The organism is Sedimentibacter saalensis (genome assembly GCF_007830175.1).
In the GTDB taxonomy this organism is placed as follows: Bacteria; Bacillota; Clostridia; order Tissierellales; family Sedimentibacteraceae; genus Sedimentibacter; species Sedimentibacter saalensis.
The window spans coordinates 30616-49670 of record NZ_VLKH01000001.1 but is presented as its reverse complement, the minus strand read 5'-3'; the positions used below and the strand labels follow the sequence as shown (position 1 = coordinate 49670).

The 19055-nt window shown below is 32.6% G+C and carries 12 protein-coding genes and 1 riboswitch; of the genes, 10 read left to right on the top strand and 2 right to left on the bottom strand.

Annotated elements, in window-relative coordinates; translation table 11 throughout:
* The first annotated feature begins 137 nt into the window (after positions 1–137).
* Positions 138–2381, top strand: a complete 2244-nt coding sequence (locus LY60_RS00220; protein WP_145078358.1) for a U32 family peptidase — start codon at positions 138–140, stop codon at positions 2379–2381.
* 232 nt (positions 2382–2613) lie between these two features.
* On the opposite strand, the gene LY60_RS00215 is transcribed toward LY60_RS00220, so the two are convergent.
* Positions 2614–4353 (bottom strand): ABC-F family ATP-binding cassette domain-containing protein, encoded by a 1740-nt coding sequence (locus tag LY60_RS00215; RefSeq protein WP_145078355.1) that lies wholly within the window; start codon positions 4351–4353, stop codon positions 2614–2616.
* Between the two features lie 444 nt (positions 4354–4797).
* Here LY60_RS00215 and LY60_RS00210 point away from each other — a divergent pair, with 444 nt between their 5' ends.
* The 6 genes from LY60_RS00210 (at position 4798) to LY60_RS00185 (ending at position 12900) form a co-directional block, all read left to right on the top strand.
* A complete protein-coding gene (locus LY60_RS00210) occupies positions 4798–5178 on the top strand; it encodes a BlaI/MecI/CopY family transcriptional regulator (protein WP_145078352.1) in 381 nt (126 codons plus the stop codon).
* On the top strand, positions 5175–6497 hold the full coding sequence (locus LY60_RS00205; protein ID WP_145078349.1) for a M56 family metallopeptidase: 1323 nt from the start codon (positions 5175–5177) through the stop codon (positions 6495–6497). The genes LY60_RS00210 and LY60_RS00205 overlap by 4 nt, the downstream gene beginning before the upstream one ends.
* Before the next feature lie 31 nt (positions 6498–6528).
* A complete protein-coding gene (locus LY60_RS00200; protein ID WP_145078346.1) occupies positions 6529–8100 on the top strand; it encodes a DUF5050 domain-containing protein in 1572 nt (523 codons plus the stop codon).
* Positions 8101–8188: 88 nt separating this feature from the next.
* Positions 8189–9598: an MBOAT family O-acyltransferase gene (locus LY60_RS00195; protein ID WP_145079719.1), complete on the top strand. Its 1410-nt coding sequence runs from the start codon at positions 8189–8191 to the stop codon at positions 9596–9598.
* Between the two features lie 11 nt (positions 9599–9609).
* The gene (locus LY60_RS00190; RefSeq protein WP_145078343.1) at positions 9610–10875 is read left to right on the top strand and encodes a DHHW family protein; all 1266 of its coding nucleotides are present in this window, start codon (positions 9610–9612) and stop codon (positions 10873–10875) included.
* Positions 10876–11187: 312 nt separating this feature from the next.
* Positions 11188–12900, top strand: a complete 1713-nt coding sequence (locus tag LY60_RS00185; RefSeq protein ID WP_145078340.1) for a hypothetical protein — start codon at positions 11188–11190, stop codon at positions 12898–12900.
* Positions 12901–13045: 145 nt separating this feature from the next.
* On the opposite strand, the gene LY60_RS00180 is transcribed toward LY60_RS00185, so the two are convergent.
* Positions 13046–13915: a hypothetical protein gene (locus LY60_RS00180; protein ID WP_145078337.1), complete on the bottom strand. Its 870-nt coding sequence runs from the start codon at positions 13913–13915 to the stop codon at positions 13046–13048.
* Between the two features lie 256 nt (positions 13916–14171).
* A riboswitch (cyclic di-GMP riboswitch) is annotated at positions 14172–14255 on the bottom strand.
* 484 nt (positions 14256–14739) lie between these two features.
* On the opposite strand from LY60_RS00180, the gene LY60_RS00175 reads away from it, so the two are divergent.
* From LY60_RS00175 to LY60_RS00165, 3 genes are read left to right on the top strand one after another with little or no spacing between them, the layout of a single operon-like run.
* On the top strand, positions 14740–16404 hold the full coding sequence (locus LY60_RS00175) for a 2-oxoacid:acceptor oxidoreductase subunit alpha (RefSeq protein WP_145078335.1): 1665 nt from the start codon (positions 14740–14742) through the stop codon (positions 16402–16404).
* The gene (locus LY60_RS00170; RefSeq protein WP_145078332.1) at positions 16404–17252 is read left to right on the top strand and encodes a 2-oxoacid:ferredoxin oxidoreductase subunit beta; all 849 of its coding nucleotides are present in this window, start codon (positions 16404–16406) and stop codon (positions 17250–17252) included. Before LY60_RS00175 ends, LY60_RS00170 begins: the two co-directional genes overlap by 1 nt.
* 31 nt (positions 17253–17283) lie before the next feature.
* Positions 17284–18954: a 2-oxoacid:acceptor oxidoreductase subunit alpha gene (locus LY60_RS00165; RefSeq protein WP_145078329.1), complete on the top strand. Its 1671-nt coding sequence runs from the start codon at positions 17284–17286 to the stop codon at positions 18952–18954.
* Positions 18955–19055: the final 101 nt, after the last annotated feature.

The window sequence follows — 19055 nt, the reverse complement described above, 5'->3', positions numbered from 1 at the left end:
ACAAATTAAACCTAATTGTCACTTGAGGCATGTTGAGATAAAGACGCTTTTTGACCCTGAAAAAAACAGTACTGTAGAAAAATTTTACAACCGGTTAGAAGCGCTTAGCGCAGAATAGCGGTAGTATGGAGGAAAAAATGACTGAATTATTAGCACCAGCAGGAAGTATGGAAGCTTTAAAAGCTGCTATTTCTAATGGTTGTGATGCAATATACTTAGGAATGCAAAAATTTGGTGCACGTGCATACTCTTCTAATTTTGATTTTGAATCGTTAAAAGAGGCTGTTACGTATGCCCACCTGAGGAATGTTAAAATCTATGTAACAATGAATACCATTGTTTTCGAAAACGAAATTGAAGAGATGAAAGAGCAGATGGACGAATTAAATGAGATCGGTGTTGATGGAATTATCGTCCAGGACCTGGCTGCTTTTGATTATATAGTTAAAAACTTTCTTGATATGGAAGCACATTGCTCAACTCAAATGGGAATAGACGATTTAGACGGGACTTTATTATTTAAAGAACTGGGTGCTAAAAGAGTTGTTCTGTCCCGTGAAGTTGAGATTGAAAAAATAAAAGAGATAAGAAAAATAGCTAAAATACCTTTAGAAATTTTTGTTCACGGTGCTTTATGTGTATCATATTCCGGAAACTGTCTAATGTCTGGATTAATCGGTTATCGAAGCGGAAATCGCGGAAGATGCGTTGGTTCATGTCGTAAGGAGTATGAACTAATTGATAAGACAACAGATACATCTTTAGGGAAAAACTATATTCTATCTACTAAGGACTTAAACACAATCGATTATATCAATGATTTAAAAGAAATTGATTCTTTAAAAATAGAAGGTCGAATGAAAGAGCCTGCGTATGTTGCTAATGTAGTATCAAAATATCGCATGGCCCTAGATAATAAAATAACCGAAGAAGATAAGGAAAATCTGAGCAAGACGTTCAACAGAACATTTACTAAAGGATATTTGTTTCATGAAGATAAGAAAAATATTACAAATATCTTAAGACCTAATAACTTTGGTTATGAAATTGGAAGAATCAGCAAGATTGTTAAAGACATGTATGAAATAACACTTACACGTACTTTAAATCAAAACGATACAATCAGAATAAGTCATAACAATGAAGATGTTAATTTAACTGTTGTAAAACTGTACGATAAAGATGGCAATTTAATCAACAAAGCAGATGATGTCTGCTATATAAAAATCAAAGAAAAGATGTCTAAGGGTGATTTAGTATATATAACGAAAAATTATTTCTATTACAAAGAATTAGAATCATCACTGGATATAGAATTTAAGCGGTTTAACTTGGATATTAAAGTGTATGCATATCCAGATTCAAAGCTTATCATAGATGGGTCGGGCTTAGGCTTTAATTATCTATATGAAAGCGAGGAAATACTAGGCGAGGCAATTAATAATCCAACAACAAAAGAGCAGTTAATAAAGCAATTTTCAAGATTAAATGATACTATATTCGAACTTAACCATGTAGATTTTGAGGAAAGCAATGCATTTATTCCTGCTAAACTGTTAAATGCAGCAAGAAGAGATATTGTACAGGGCTTATATGACTTAAAGCTTAATAGCCATAAGAAAAGAACCAAAACATTAACAGCAAAAGAAAAAATAAGCTTTGCCCCTGAAAAACCATACCTTACGGCCTCTGTAACGACTAAGGAACAGTATGATGCTTGCATGAGCTGTGGGATTAAGGAAATCTATTTTGAAAACATTATAAGAAGAAACCAGAATGATTATAAGGAAAAAGAAGGGCAGCTATTAATCGGAGGATATGGCGGAATTTATCACTACAGAAAAACTAATCCTTTTGTTACAGACTACTCTCTAAATGTTGTTAATTCTACTAGTTGCTATGAATTATTTAGATTAGGTGCTGCGCGAGTAACTTTATCTTATGAACTGAATAAGAGACAAATTGAAGATTTAATTAATGCCTATTATGGAGAAAATGACGGCCATCCTGCACTGGAAATGATTGTATATGGTAAGGCTCCTTTGATGTTTACAAAATATTGTCCGATGAAAAAAATGAATCAATGCGGTATTTGCAAAACAAAGAGCTATGAGTTAAAAGATGAGCAAGGAACGTTCCCTATCATTTCTCATGATGATTGTACAACGACTATCCTTAATGGGAAGACACTTAATCTTTTAGATGAGCTACAAAGCATAAAAGGAATCGAGGCATTCAGATTAAATTTCACAGTTGAATCAAAAGAGCAGGTTGAGAAAACCATTGATAAGGCCTTAAGCAAATTAAATGGCAGAGTGGATAAAGCTGTCTTCAATCAGGAAACAGACACAAGAGGACATTTTAATAAAGAGATTTTGTAGGGAAATCAATCCTTTGAATGAAAATTCGAGGGATTTTTTTGTTGTAATTAAATGAATATGTAGGAAGTAAGTGCTTTCACAATATATTATTTAAGATTAACTGAGTAAGACAATAAGTTTCTTTATTGCATGTAGTATAAATTAGGGAGCAAATTATAAATAAAAAAGAGCAGGATGTTTTACCACCACTGCTCAACTGAGTAATTTCCTTATAAATTCATCAATACAATATTTAAAGCAACTTAATTAGCTCTTCTAATTTTTTAGATAAAGTTTTCGCAAGCTCAAAATCAGTATTTTTTAAAGCTAATGCTATTTCTGTTTCCACGGACTTTTTCTTTTGTTCAATTTCTAAATAGTCTTTATCAAAATGTTTGGCATAAATCATCTGTCTGAATTTTCGCATACTCATTTTTCTAATTGTCTTATCTTCAATCATTAAAACATAATCCATACAGTTTACTATAAAGTGATAATCATGAGAAATTATTAAAATTGCACCGTTATAATTTTTAATTGCCTTTTCAAGTGCTATTTGTGAATAGGTGTCTAAATGACTTGTAGGTTCATCGAGAAGCAACATGTTCGCTTTAATAGCTGAAACTTTAGCCAATTGAAGTATATTTTTTTCTCCACCAGATAAAGATCCTATCTTTTGATTAATTAGTTTATCATTAAAACAATAATTTGAAAGATATGATTTGATTTCTTGATAAGTTTCAAATCCAACATCTGCAAACTCTTCAAGTATTGTATTAGACTCAGTTAGTATTTCTCCTTGATTTTGAGATAAATAAGCAACTTTAACATCACCATTTATTTCAATGGAAGCATTATTATTTTTATAGATATCTTTCAATAAAGTTGTTTTTCCTGTACCGTTTGGACCAATAAGAGCTACCTTATCAGTAGATTTAATCTCAAAGCTAACATTTTCTAAAAGTATTTCATCAAAGGCAACACTGTAATCAGTAACTTTTAAAGCAATAGTTTCTTCGATTTTATTATCAGTAGATAAACTTATATCTGGCTGCTTAATATCCACGAATGGTGTTTTAATCCTACGTTCCATTAATCTTTGTTGAATTTTAACTCTGGCTTTCAAGGCTCTTCCTTTAGAAGAATCAGAAAGTTCAGTTGCAATAAATCTTAATTTATTGATTAAAATTTCGTTTCTATTGATTTCTTCATCATCAGCAGCAGCAAGTTCTTGTAACTCAATTTTTGTTTGCAGTAATGAGAAGTTATAATCAATATATGTTCCATCGAATTCCTGGAGTTCCATGTTTTCAAGGTGTAAAATTTTATTAAAACAATGATTCAAAAGATATCTGTTGTGAGTAATAACTAAAATTGTATCTTTGTGAGAATTAATTAAGTTTTTAAGAGAATTAATATTTTCAAAGTCTAAAAACACATCTGGTTCATCCATAATTATTAAGTCAGGACGATTAAGCATTTCTTTAATAACTTGAACAAGTTTAAATTCGCCACCACTAAGCTCAGATATCATTAGATCCTTATGATTACTTAAGTCTGCAAGATTTAGTTTTTTATTAATGTTGCTTTCAAATTCATCACCATTAATTGCATCAAATGCGTCTTGAGCTTGTTGGTACTTTTCCAGCAAGGTATCAATATCCGTAGATGTTTCCATTTCAGCACAAATGGATGTTATTTCATTTTGCAGCTTAATAAACTTTTCGCCTATATATTCAAAAACAGTAGTTTCTTTTGGTTTGTCTAGTTGTGAGAACTGACTTACATACCCAATTCTACAATTTGGGTCTATTTCTAACTTTCCATCAAACATATATTTCTCTGGATCCATAATTATATCTATCAGTGTGCTTTTTCCACTTCCACTTGTGCCTATAAAAGCGCAATGCTGACCCTCTTCTAATGTAAATGAAATCTTATTATATAGATTTTTTTGTGGAAATGAGTAGGACAAGTTTTCAACTTTTATCATATTATTACCTTTCTTTATCATCTAAAAAAGAGCTTATAAAAATAAGTTCTTCAATATATAATCTTCCCAATTGCAGTTTTGTAATTCATTATAATGCATTTAAATGTTTTTTGTTTACCGTGGATAGCATAACATTTTTTATGACAAAATTCAATCATTTCATATTAAAACTTTTCATGAATAATAAAGGTTTAAGTCAAAAATAAAATAAAAAATAAGGAGAATATATGAGTAAGGCTCTTTATATCAAGGCAAAATTAGATCGTACTGGTGTAGATGTTGAAGCTAATTCATATTTCCCTTAGTAATACTTGACAAATTCATTCTACAATTGTAGAATGAATTTAAAAAAGTATCAATACCAAATCTTAACAACCTTAAGCATAAGTTATTGGAGATGATGTTGAATACTTAATTAATATACTAAAGTTAGAGAGGTGTAAAATGGAAGTTATAAAAAAATTGCCTGATAGTGAATTGGAGATAATGATGATAATTTGGGAAGCTGATAAACCAGTATCATCAACTTATATAATTGAAAAGTTAAAGGGAGAAAAGGACTGGGCACATACTACTGTTTTAAATTTTTTAGCCCGACTGGTGGACAGAGGATTTTTAGAAACCAAAAAGGAAGGAAGATACAACTATTATAATCCTCTTATAAGTGAAAAAGACTACTTGCAGAAAGAAAGCAAGACATTTCTAGAAAAAATACATAAAAATTCGTTAAAGAGCCTTGTTGCAGCTTTATATGACGGAGATGCAATAAGTAAGGAAGACTTAGAAGAACTAAGTAATTTTGTGGATGAGGTTTCAAAATCATGAGATGGTTTTATGAGTTATTGTCATTAAGTTTAGGCGTAACCCCAATAATAATATTATTGTTATGCTTTAATCCCATACTTAAGAAAAGATATTCTACCAAGTGGCGGTACAATTTATGGATAGCTGTTTCTATATGTTTGCTATTTCCTTTTTCTTATGTAAAGGATTTTCTGGTATCTTTGAAGATTCCTGAGACTGTGCCAAGTGAGCTATTACCTTCAACTTCCGTTGTTGCTCAGCTGCCAAAAATAAACCACATCAATTTATATAATGTAAATGATAGCCGTGGAGAAGTTTTGTTCGCGATATATTTTTCTGGAGTCATATTATATTTGGTGTATGTAATATTTTCTTATATTGTATATAGACGTGAAATAATTAGATGGAGTAGAAAGACATCAAATTACAAAATCCAAACAATACTTAGAAATGAGAAAAAAAGACTTAATATAGAACGATATGTATCTTTACTTATTAGTAAAAAGGTATCAAGTCCCATGTTAATAGGATTTATAAGTCCAACATTAGTACTACCTTCAGAGGAATATACGCCTGAAGAGTTAAAAATGATACTCACGCACGAGTTGGTTCATCTTAAAAGGAATGATATTTTGATAAAGACCATATTAACAGCTGCTTCTGTTGTTCATTGGTTTAATCCTACAGTACATTTGTTGGTAAAGCAGGCAAACAAAGATATGGAGCAATCTTGTGATGATTATGTTTTAAATGAGTGTAATATTGAGGAGAAAAAATTTTATTGTAATATTATCCTTAAAATGGCTGCAATGAATAACAAAACTTTAGTACCTGTTTTTTCAACTAATATTGTGAGCAATAGAAAAAATCTTGAGTCCAGAATTAAAGGTATTTTTGACAGTTCAAAGAAAAAGAGAGGTATTACTGTTCTGATTGTTACGATATTGCTTGTTATGATATCCGGTACAATATTTAATGTTATCGGTGTAGAACAGCCTGAGAAAATATCTTTTCAAAATGAATTTTTGGATGAACATATGGATTTTATAACTGAGAATAATACTAAAAATGAAGTGAAAACAGGAATTGAAAACACTGAACTTGGAATAATCAGTGAAATTGAAAATGCAGTGCACATCAATGAAAGCAATAAACCGGAAGTTATGGAATATGAAGATTTAAGTACACAACAAGATAATATTCAGCAAGTAGAAAGTAGCATATGGAATTCAAAAGAAATAAAGGAAGAAATAATTGTTGAAAATGATATGTCAGAAATTATAATTGTTGATTTAAATCAGTTGGAAAACCAGCTGCAGGAAAGCGAAATTGTTGAATAATAACTTAAATATTCAAAGGAGATTTATATCAATGCGAAGAAAAATATGTATGTTATTAGTTATTCTGATGATGACTGCAGCAATAATACCTTTAAATAAGGCAGAGGCAGCAAGCAGTGTAAGAGTTTCACTGCCGGCATTTAAAGTAAGATTAAATGGAGTAAATATTGAAAATAATTATAATCAGTACCCATTAATTGTTTATAATGATATTACATATTTCCCTATGACTTATTATGACAGTAGATTTATGGGGCTTGAAACTGCGTGGGATAGCAGTACAGGACTAAAAATAATTAAAACTGGTGCAAATTGGAGTTACCAAAAGTCAAAATTGTCAACAAAAAACGGAAGCATTCACAATGCTCAAATAGCTCCATTTAAAGTTATGGTTAATGGAAAAATAATTGACAACAGCAAAGAACAATATCCTTTGCTTCTATTTAGAAATATAACATATTTTCCATTGACATGGGAATTTGTCGTGGAAGAATTTGGATGGAAGTATTCATTTGATAAAAATAACGGTTTAGTTATATATTCAACTGACAGCGCTCCGTCAGCAGGTCAATTGACATTGCCAATTGTAACTCGTGATACTGGTGATAAAGGAGCTTTTACTATGGCAGGGGATTATTTATACTATGAAGGAGCAAATGGAATCATTTATCAGGCTCCTGTAAATAACCCAGTAAATGCGAAAAAGGTATATAAACTCCCTGAAGCAGAGAATGGTTTTGTATATAGTTCTACATCTCTTAAAACCGATAATGGCAAGGCGTTGCTCAGTTATCACACAGGCGGAGCAATCATGGGGTCAGATCATCTTATATGGCTAAAAGATGATGGCACCTCTGAAGTACTTGATAGAGGATATTCACTAATGAAAATATATAATGATTATACTGTGCGAGTTGTACAAAGATTTCCTTTTAATGAAAAGAATTTACAGATTAGAAAGAATAACGAAAAAGAATATAAAAATGTAGGTAATTCGGACTATTCTTATGGTATGTACATTTATGATATTGGGTCAGGTAATAATAGGTCACGGGGTGGAAGACCAAGCAAAGACTTGTATTTAATCAATAATGATATATATGTGTTGGGGTATTATGGCTACTATTTAGAAGATAATAATGCTGCAACAACAGGTATTTATAGGGTTAACATAAATAGCAATGAACAAGTCAGATTGTGTGATAATGAAGTGACAAGTTTCAAAATAGTTGATAGTACAATATATTTTGCTGACCAAAATAATTTTATTTATAAAGTTCCTCTTAATGGCGGCAAAGCCGAGTTATTGGTAGATCAAGCTGTAAATTTATATGAGGTTTTGGAAGGTAAACTATATTATTCATTGAAGGATAACAATCAGCTATATATATATGGCAATGAAGGACCGGTAAACCCTAGAGGCATTCTCAAGGTTTTAGAAGTACAAAACGGTTACATGGTTGCCATATTTGATAAGGTCAGTGAATCACAATATAAATTAATGATCTTTAATGAAGACTGCAAAGTGTTATATAAATCCATTGAAAATGTATTATTAGTGCGAATAGAAAATGGTAAGGTTGTATTCGTAAAGGACAATTAATATCAGCCACCTGAATGAAAGTATTCAGGTGGTTAAGCAGTAAATAGGATAATTTTAGTTTGTTTATCAACAGGAGGATATGTCACGAATGGTGTTTTCAAGTTTAGTTTTCTTATATTTATTTTTTCCCATAAATTTAATCTTTTATTTTATAAGTAAAAATTACACCTACAGGAATATTGTTCTTTTAAGTTTTTCTTTGTTCTTTTATGCATGGGGTGAACCATTTTTTATTATAGCATTACTGTTAAGTGGAATAATCAATTATTCCTTTGCACTGCTAATAGATAAATACAAAGGTACATATAAGAGTAAAGTTTTTTTGTGGACAGCAATAATAATTGATTTATCTATGATTGGAATATTTAAATACTATAATTTCTTTGTAAATAATATAAACTTTGTGTTTAATACCAATATAGGTTTAAGCTCAATCGGATTACCCATTGGAATATCCTTCTATACATTTCAAATAATATCATATGTTATAGATGTATACAGACAAGATGTTCCTGCACAAAAGAAGTTTTATAAGCTGCTTTTATATATGTCACTATATCACCAATTAATTGCGGGACCTATAGTCAGATATATAGATGTGGCTAATGAAATAGATTACAGGGTTATAACGCCAAGCAGTTTCAGCTATGGAATTAACAGATTTATAATCGGTTTATTAAAGAAGGTAATTATTGCAAATACAGCAGGTCAGATTGCAACCGCTTTTTTGGACAGCAATTTAGATCAGTTGTCAGTTTTAGGAGCCTGGCTTGGAATAATAATGTATACAATTCAAATATATTTTGATTTTTCTGGCTATTCAGATATGGCCATAGGCTTAGGAAGAATGTTTGGTTTTACGTATAAAGAAAACTTTAACTATCCATATATAGCAAATAGTGTTCAAGACTTCTGGAGAAGATGGCATATTTCTTTAAGCTCATTTTTCAAGGATTATGTATATATTCCACTTGGTGGCAACAGAAAACATTTTGTCCGTAATGTTATAATAGTTTGGATGCTGACCGGTCTTTGGCATGGTGCCAGCTGGAACTTTATTGTATGGGGTTTGTATTACGGCATTTTCTTATTATTGGAAAGAAAACTATTATACAGAGTATTAGATAAAATTCCTTCAGTTTTATCACATATTTATTTAATTCTTATTGTTATAATTGGGTGGGTATTTTTCTATTATATCGATATTACAAAAGGATTGAAGTTCATGAGTATAATGTTTGGCTATGGCAATCATCCTTTGTATGATATTAAATTTGAAATTGAGTTTTTAAATAATGTAATATTTTTGATGTTTGCTGCTTTTGCGAGCACACCTATATTCAAGATTATATATAGAAAATTAAATGAACTAATAGTTATAAACAATTATAAGCCGTCCAAGTTGATATTTATATTTTTTAACGCAACAATTTTAATTGTAAGCACAATATTGTTAATTGGACAAACTTATAATCCGTTTCTTTACTTTAGATTTTAGTGAGGAAGCACATGAATAAAAAAAGTCATATATCATATTTAAACGTATTTATATTTTTATTAATAATTTATTTATTTACAATTTTGAATTTGTTGACTCCTAAAAATAAAACAATTTCAGAGGTTGAAAACAGAACCTTGGCACAAAAGCCTGTTTATAGTTTGGATAATCTTTTATCGGGAAAGTATTTCAGAGATTTTGAAAGCTTTTTTGCAGATCATTTTTTCGACAGAGAAAATTTAGTTCAAATCAGCAAAGATATAACTACATTAAAGGGTATAAAAAGGGAAGAGGAAGTATATTTGGTTGATTTTGCAGGACAAAATGTGGGAGGTAATGATAATGAAGATGAAAGTAAAAAACCTGAAGATAAAAATCAAGTAGCTAGCACAACGGGTAATTTGTTAATTTTAAATGATACAGTCATGGAATTATATAAATTTAACGAAGAAAAATCTAAGTTATATGCTGACACGATTAATAAGGTAAGCGGTAAATTGGGTGAAAATGTGAAGGTTTACTCTATGCTGGTACCTATTCAAATTGAATTTTTAACCAATGAAAAATATAAAAATTTATCCGATTCGCAACTCGATGCAATCAAATTTGTTAATGATAACTTTTCGGATAATATAATTCCTGTAGATGCTTATACACCCATTAAGGAGCATATTGATGAATATGTTTATTACAGAACAGACCACCACTGGACAGCCCTAGGAGCGTATTATGGATATTTAGGTTTTGCTGCTACTGCTGAACTTGAAGCTGTACCTTTAAATAACTATAAAAAAAATGAGGCTCAGGATTATCTCGGTCATATATCAACTGTTAATCCGTCTGAAACCGTAAACAACAACCCGGATAATGTAGTTTATTATGTTCCTCCTGTTAAAACTGATATGCAAGTTTTTTACTATGACAAAGAAACAGGTGAAAAAAAATCTTACAAAGGCGATGTAATCAATAAGAAATATGTTTTCTTAGACCAAAAATACGGTATTTTCTTAGGCGGTGATTTTGCACTTGGTGTTATTAAAACCAATGTTGGAACAGACAAGAAAATCATGGTCATAAAAGATTCTTACGGCAATGCTTTTATTCCATTTCTAACACCTCACTACAGTGAAATATATGTAGTTGACCCAAGGCACTATAAAGAAAGTATTGATGACTTAGTAAACAAAAATGGTATTGGAGAAGTATTATTCTTAAATTATATACTAACCACAAACTTTGACAGCTTCATGGACAGCCTCCTAAATTTAACAAATTAATGAATGGAAACTTTATCATTATTTCTGCTCAAGCCATAACTCAACTGTAGTTAAAAACTTTAAGTTATGTCAGTCAATTGATTATGGACGCAAGGTGCTGCTTTCTACGCATACAAAATGCTGCTATTTACAAAAAGTTGGAAGAAAAGTAATAGAAAATCATATGTTTTTTCCCGCCAAAGGTATAAAATATACTTTGACATCATTATTGTCTACTTAAGGCACGTTAAGATGGTAGTAGACGTCAATGGTAAAAGAGTAGGGGCGTGCGAAGTTATTACTGATTAAAATTAATTCTGAGGAGATGAAGCAATGGGTAAAAGAGTTATTGGTTTATTAATGATGATTATTACATTTATCATGGCAAGTATAATCCCTGCTTATGCAGCAGATGTATCAGCAAGTGTCACGGTGACACTCCCGATATTTAATGTTGCTCTTAATAATGTGAACATGGATAACCGTTATAGTAAATATCCTTTGATAGTGTACAAGGATATCACTTATTTTCCAATGACATATAGTGATTGCAGGTTTCTGGGGTTGGAATCCAGCTGGAGGGGTAATCAGGAAGGCTTATTGATAGATGCGACAGATATAACAGCTGCATATTGTCCTTACAGCACAAAGGAAAGAAATAATAGCAGCTATAAAGCAACGATTCCTACATTTCCAATTAAGATAAATGGAAAGTTAATCGACAACAGTAAGGAAGAATATCCAATACTAATATTTCGTGACATTACATATTTCCCAATCACTTGGAAGTTTGCTGTTGATGAGTTTGGTTGGGATTACAGTTTTGATTTGAATAACGGCCTGTCTATAAATTCTAATAACATACATTTGCTTCAGAGCACAGTTCCAAATGACAGAGCGAAGGATACGGAAGTAATGGCAATAGCAGATGGATATGTGTATTATGTAGGCGTAAATGGAACGATTATGCAATCCAAGATCGTTCCCTCAAACAATATTGAATCTCCTGGTGGTATGAACGAGGCACCAGCAAGCAAAGTTATATATCAACTTCCTTTTAACAGTCTAGGGGATGGCAAAGCATATGTCTTGCCCTGGTTATACTCTGAAGGTGGTAATGCTTATCTTACATTTCATAATGGCGGTGCGACAATGGGGACTGATTATCTGTTTCGCCTGGACAGCGATGGAGCAACGTTGATCAATAATTCAAGAAACGTACTGAAGTCTTTCAAAGACAAGGAGTTCCAGTGGTGGGTAGGTCCTGCACCGGGTCCAGGGAATTTATACATGAAAACCCCAAACACAATTAATTCTGCCGAACTAACTTATCCTGGGTGGGAAAAAATTGGATCTACGGATTACATCTATGGCTGGTACTGGAATATAAACGATGTGCCCGGCACTGAGAGCATAAGTGAAGGTGGAACTGGATCGAGGGACTGTTATCTTATTGACGATGATTTATATATCCTTGGGTTTGATACAAGAGCAGCTGCTGATTATATAAAAAATGGCGGTATTAAGACTACAACCGGTCTGTATCAGGTGAATATTAAGACTAATGAAACAAGAAGAATAACTGACCAAGAAGTTACAGGTTTCAAGGCAGAGGGAGATTATATTTATTTCTACAATAAATATGTTGAACTCTTCAAGTATAAAATATCTGAAAAGATTGAATATCCAATACAGGCAAAACTTGAGAGGGGCAATAATTTTATAGAACAGTTTGAAGTTCTTGGCGGTCATATATATTTTGAAAGCGGAGTGGATCATGGATTATATGATTCTAATTATGAAAATATTGGACGGGGCGTGCGCGAATTAAAGCTGACAGGGTCCGATAAGGAATATGTTGCTTGCACCCTCTCAGGTGATAATGAGTTGACTGATAGAATTATACTATTTGATAATACCGGTAAAAAGGTATTTAGATCTTCAGATGATTCATATTCCATAACAGTCGAAGACAACAAAGTTTACTATTTCAATAAAAGCACCAACACAATATGTATAGGAGACTTAAGTATGGCATTAAAATAAGTTGACGCTTTTGTTTAGTGTTCCAGGGCATGATAATGTGACAAAGTTAGGTTAGATTTTTATCATAAGATAACCCGTGAGAAATTTCTAAAACCTCACGGGTTGAATTATACTGAATTTTCTAGAATCTATAATTTGCTGAAGCCTAGTTGCAAGGAACAGGAACAGCCACGTCTAAATGAATCCCATAAAAATTGTTGTATGGAACGGTAAATGTATATGTAGTTAAATGAGGTGCAATACTATATTTCCAGTCAAATTTACCAGGAGCAGGATTACCTTTTGGAGCTGTTGCATAATCTTGAACCTTTAAGTTATCGTCATTGTTAGGATCATCTAAATCATAATAAAATACGGCTCCACCTGTTAGGCTGATTTTTATGGTAACTTCATCGTCAGCAGGTGCAGAAATAGTTGCAGTACCTACTACTGTTCCACTTGAAGGGTTTCCGCCACCGGCAATCAAATCTACTACTTTCTTTTCTTTATCGCGGTGATCAACATACATAGCCCAGTTGCCTCTTTCCACATAACGTGTTCCTTTTGCCCATGCAGTTTCTTCCTGATAGCACATACTTAGTTCGTTATATCCGAAGGTTACGTGACTGATTTCAAATGGCTTTTCATTACTTGGATTTGTAGCTGCATAAAGCCCTGTATCTCCATACGAACCATTTGGATAATAAAATACATTGTAAAAGTCTTTGCCGGCTTTTACCAAGACACATGTTACAGGCCATTTTGACTGCCAATCAAAAGTGTAGCCATTGCTGCTGGTAATGGTAATGATGTTCCCATCTCCGGTAGGATAAGTTCCGTTTTCTGCAGAATTATCTACTTTAAAGGCAAAATCTGGATCGCATTCAGTTTGTGAAATTTCAGATGCTGCATCCCCTACAGTAAGGTGAAGTAAAACTGGTTCAATCCCTAAGCCTGTTGCAGCTAGCGCGGTTAAGCTAGTTGATAAAATACATAGCAAAACAATCAAAATCATTAAAACTTTCTTTGACGTCATAGCAACACTTCCTTTAAATAAATTTTTTGAAGCTTTATCGTTATAATTTAACTATTGGCGCGGCCTGTTTCATGTGTCGTTATAGGAAATATACTCCAAGTCTATGTTTGACTGTATTTAAAACATGTCTTTTCCGACTAAGATATTCAAGTCATCACCTCTTTTCTGAAAATTTAATCTATGACCTGCTGCTTAACTAAAACATAGAATTGTTATGAATCGATTCTTACTATTAATCTTATAAAAACAAAAACCGGCCAATAATGGCCGGTTACGCTACTAGCTAACAATGGAAAAAGCGTCCAAATATTTTCCGTTGATCATTGCTTCCATATAAAATTATTAAATTATAAATCTTACTTAATTAAAATTGTAAATTACTAAAGCTATATATGTCAACATGTTTGCTGCACAATTATTCGACAGCTATAAGAAAAATATTCAAATACTTTGTATTCAAAATGAGAATAATAAGATATAGAGGACGGTCTCTGTGTAGCAACGCGCAACTCAAATTACCATATAGTCAAATATTTCTTCATTTTCATTTTTCTAGACAAATTATATTCTAAACGTTACAATGATAAGCAGTAAAGACTTTCTGAAGAGGCTATTACCTGCTTTATAAACGAATGTACAAAATAAGCTGTATCTATCAATTTACATTCCGGCAAATAGCCGGTTTTTTTGTGCCATTTAGTCATAGGTAAAGAAGTTTTGATATACATATAAAGAATATTTTATTATTAATCTAATATATTAGTTTATCGCAATATAATCTGGGTATAGGTAATTGGTAAGCATAAAATTAATAGGAGGTTAAAATGGATTATAATATTTTGGTAGGGGGGAAGGCTGGACAGGGCATGGATACATTTGCAGGTCTTTTGGAAAAGATACTGCAGAGATTAGGATTTAATATTTATGCTCATAGCGATTATATGTCCAGAGTAAGGGGCGGTCATAATTTCTTTTACATAAGATTTTCTGACAAAGAGCTTTATTCCTACAGTCCCGATGTAGATGTTGTTTTTGCATTAGACGAAGAAACTGTTAAAAATCACAATGATAAATTAAAGAAAGATGGAATCATAATTGCTGATAGTGATATAGCAAAGGATAGCAATATTATTCATATACCACTGAATGAAATTACCGGCAAATTAAAAAATGCTATGGTAGCTAGCACAGTAGGATTAGGTGCAATATTAAAATATTTTGGATTGCCCATGGATGCAGCAATAGAGGTAATAAAAGACGAATTAAGTGAGAAGGTAGTAGAAGATAATATTGCAGCTATAAAAGAAGGATACAATCTTATAGACACGAAATATAATTTAGAAACTAAAATTAATGAAAAAATATTAATCAATGGCAATCAGGCTGCAGGTGTGGGGGCTATAGCTGCAGGTGTTAAATTTTACTGTGGTTATCCTATGACTCCATCTACAGGAGTATTGAACTATGTTGCTCAACATTCTGATAAATATGGAATTGCAGTTGACCAAGTAGAAGATGAAGTGGCTGCACTTAATATGGCATTAGGTGCATCCTATGCCGGTGTCAGAGCTATGACTGGTTCTTCAGGCGGGGGATTTGCGCTGATGGTTGAAGCTTTAAGCCTTGCCGGAATGATAGAAGTACCTATTGTAGTAATAAATGTTCAAAGACCGGGTCCTGCAACCGGATTCCCAACGAGGACAGAACAGGCAGATTTGCAGTTTATGATTCATGCCGGGCATGGAGAATTTCCAAGAATGATTATGGCATTTAGAGATGCAGAAGATGCATTTTATCAAACAGCAAGAGCTTTTAACATAGCAGAAAAGTATCAGATACCTGTATTGTTAATGAGCGATCAGTATTTGGCTGACAGCATAGTTTCTAAAGAGCCTTTTGATTTTAACAAGATCAATATTGAAAGACATATTACTAATGAAATAGACACTGATGAAAAGTATAGACGCTATAAATTAACTGAAGATGGTATTTCTCCAAGGATACTTCCTGGGAAGATAGAAGGACAGGTGGTATTAGTGGACAGTGATGAACACGACGAGTTTGGAAATATTACTGAAAGTGATGAAATACGAATTAAAATGGTTAATAAAAGATTGAAGAAATTTGACGGATTAAGGGAAGAAGTACAAGAACCATGGTTTATAGGAGAAGAATATCCCGAAAATCTGGTAGTATGTTGGGGCTCAACCTATGGTGCAGTAAAAGAAGCAGTATCCAAATTAAATGCTGAAGGGGTTTCTATTGGGGCATTAGTATTTGGCGACATATGGCCATTTCCTACGAAAAAACTCTTGGAATTAAGTAAAAATGCTATGAAGATTATAGATGTTGAACAGAATGCAACAGCTCAGCTTGATAATCTAATGAGACAAGAAGCTCTGATTAAATCAACTGATAAAATATTAAAGTATGATGGAAGACCTTTTAGTGGTGAAGAATTGTATTTAAAAATAATGGAGGTTTTATAATGAATTGTGAATATGAGCTTTATGATCCATCATGGTGCCCCGGTTGTGGCAACTATATGATAAGGACCGCGTTAAAAACAGCTTTAGAGGAATTAGGAATTGAGCCGCATGAAGCAGTGATTGTATCAGGTATTGGTCAAGCGGCAAAAATGCCTCATTATATAAAAATAAATGGGTTTAACGGATTACATGGCAGGGCCATACCTCCTGCTATCGGCATTAAATTATCAAACAAGAACTTAAAGGTTATAGTAGAGTCAGGGGATGGAGATACCTATGGAGAAGGTGGAAATCATTTTATCCATGGAATAAGGAGAAACATAGACATAGCCCATTTTGTTCACGATAATCAAATATATGGATTAACTAAAGGGCAGGCATCTCCAACAACAGCCATGGGTCAAAAGACTACATTACAATTTGATGGTGTCAAGGTAGAGCCGGTAAAACCTTTGGCATTAGCACTTACAATGGGTGCCGGATTTGTTGCGAGAGGTTTCTCAGGTGATATTCCTCATCTTGTTAGTTTAATGAAGGAAGCCATTAATTACAAAGGATATGCATTAATAGATATATTTCAGCCTTGTGTTGTTTGGAACAAGGTTAACACATTTCAATGGTATAAGAATAAAGTTTATCATTTATCGGATGACTATGACTATACTAATAAAAAGCTAGCAATGGAAAAAGCATTGGAGTTTGATGACAGAATTCCTATAGGTATCCTATATAAAGTTGAAAAAGAAGACTATGGAGATAAGTTTGAGTTCATTAAGAATGGACCGGCACTTGTTGATAGAGAACTAAATCCACTTGATGCTGAAAAGTTAATGGATGAATTTAAATAAGAGATTAACGATTGATTTGGAGGAACTTTAATTGGATTATAGTTTATTAATTGGTGGAGCTGCAGGTCAAGGTTTAGATACTTCTGCTAATATATTAGAAAAAATATTAAAGAGGTCCGGGTTTTATGTTTTTACTTACAGGGACTATATGTCTATGGTAAGAGGAGGACATAATTTTACTCAAGTTAGATTTTCTGATAAGGAGATTAGTTCTTTTACAGAAGAAGTAAATATAATATTAGCTTTAAATAAAGAGACAATAGAAGTTCATAAAGACAAATTAAAATATGATGGTAATATTATATGCGGTGAAGAGATAGCAGACGGCGAGAATATAATATCTCTTCCTATTGAAAAAGCAGCATCAAATATTAATCCAAAAGTATATAATACTATTGGATTAGGTGCTATATTAAAATACTTTGGACTTCCGATTGAATTAGCAGAAGATGTATTGAATGAAGAATTCAAAGAAAAAACAGCCCAAGATAATATAGCGGCTATCAATGAGGGATATAAACTAATAGATACTAAATGCAAGTTGGTACCGAAGAAAGAAAATAATATTATAATCAATGGAAATAATGCGCTATCCCTTGGAGCAGTTGCTGCAGGGTGCAAATACTATTGCGGATATCCAATGACGCCTTCTACCAGCATTTTAGGTTATTTTTCTTCTAAATCAGAGGCAGTTGGGATTGCAGTAGACCAAGTTGAAGATGAGGTAGCAGCTCTAAATATGGCATTAGGAGCATCTTATGCAGGAGTTAGAGCTATGACCGGTTCATCCGGCGGAGGATTTGCGCTGATGGTTGAAGCATTGAGTTTTGCAGGCATAGGGGAGTTTCCTGTCGTAATAGTAAACGCACAAAGATCAGGTCCTGCTACCGGAATGTCTACCAGGACAGAACAAAGTGATCTTAGGTTTATAATACATGCTGGCCATGGGGAATTTCCTCGAATGGTAATAGCATTAAGGGACCCCGAGGATGCGTTTTACCAGACAGCAAGGGCTTTCAACATAGCTGATAAACATCAGATTCCGGTAATAATATTGACAGATTTATATTTAGCAGAGTATACAAAGACTTCTCCGCCATTTGATTTTTCTAAAATTAAAATAGAAAGAAGTCTTTGCAGAGAAGAAGACTTAATTGATAGTGAATATAAGAGATATAAAATAACTGAAAGTGGCGTATCTCCCAGAATGATTCCGGGAAAAATTCCCGGTGAAGTATTGTTGATAGATAGTCATGAACATGATGAATATGGTCATATTACAGAAGATCCAAAGCTAAGAACAGAAATGGTACTTAAGAGAATGAGAAAATCTGAAGGATTAAAGAAAGAGGTAGAAGAGCCGTGGTTTATAGGAGAAGAAAATCCTGAAAACCTGATTGTGTGCTGGGGTTCAATATATGGCGCAGTAAAAGAAGCTGTAAATAGATTAAACGTCGAAGGATTCTCAGTTGGAGCCTTAGTATTTGGTGATATATGGCCGTTTCCAAAGAATAAACTTCTAAATTTGGGTAAAAGCGCAAAGAATATAATAGACATAGAACAAAATGCTACCGGTCAACTAAATAGCATCATTAAAGAAGAAACGCCATATGAGTCAAATTTTAAAATATTGAAATTTGACGGTAGACCTTTTAGCGGAGATGAAATATATAGACGATTAAAGAATGAGGTTTTACATTAAGGAAAGATGTGAAAGAAATTGACTAATAGATAAAAAATTTTCAGATATTCCGTAAATAGGAATTGTGCAGTGGGCTTGAATAAATTGTAATTTATATATAT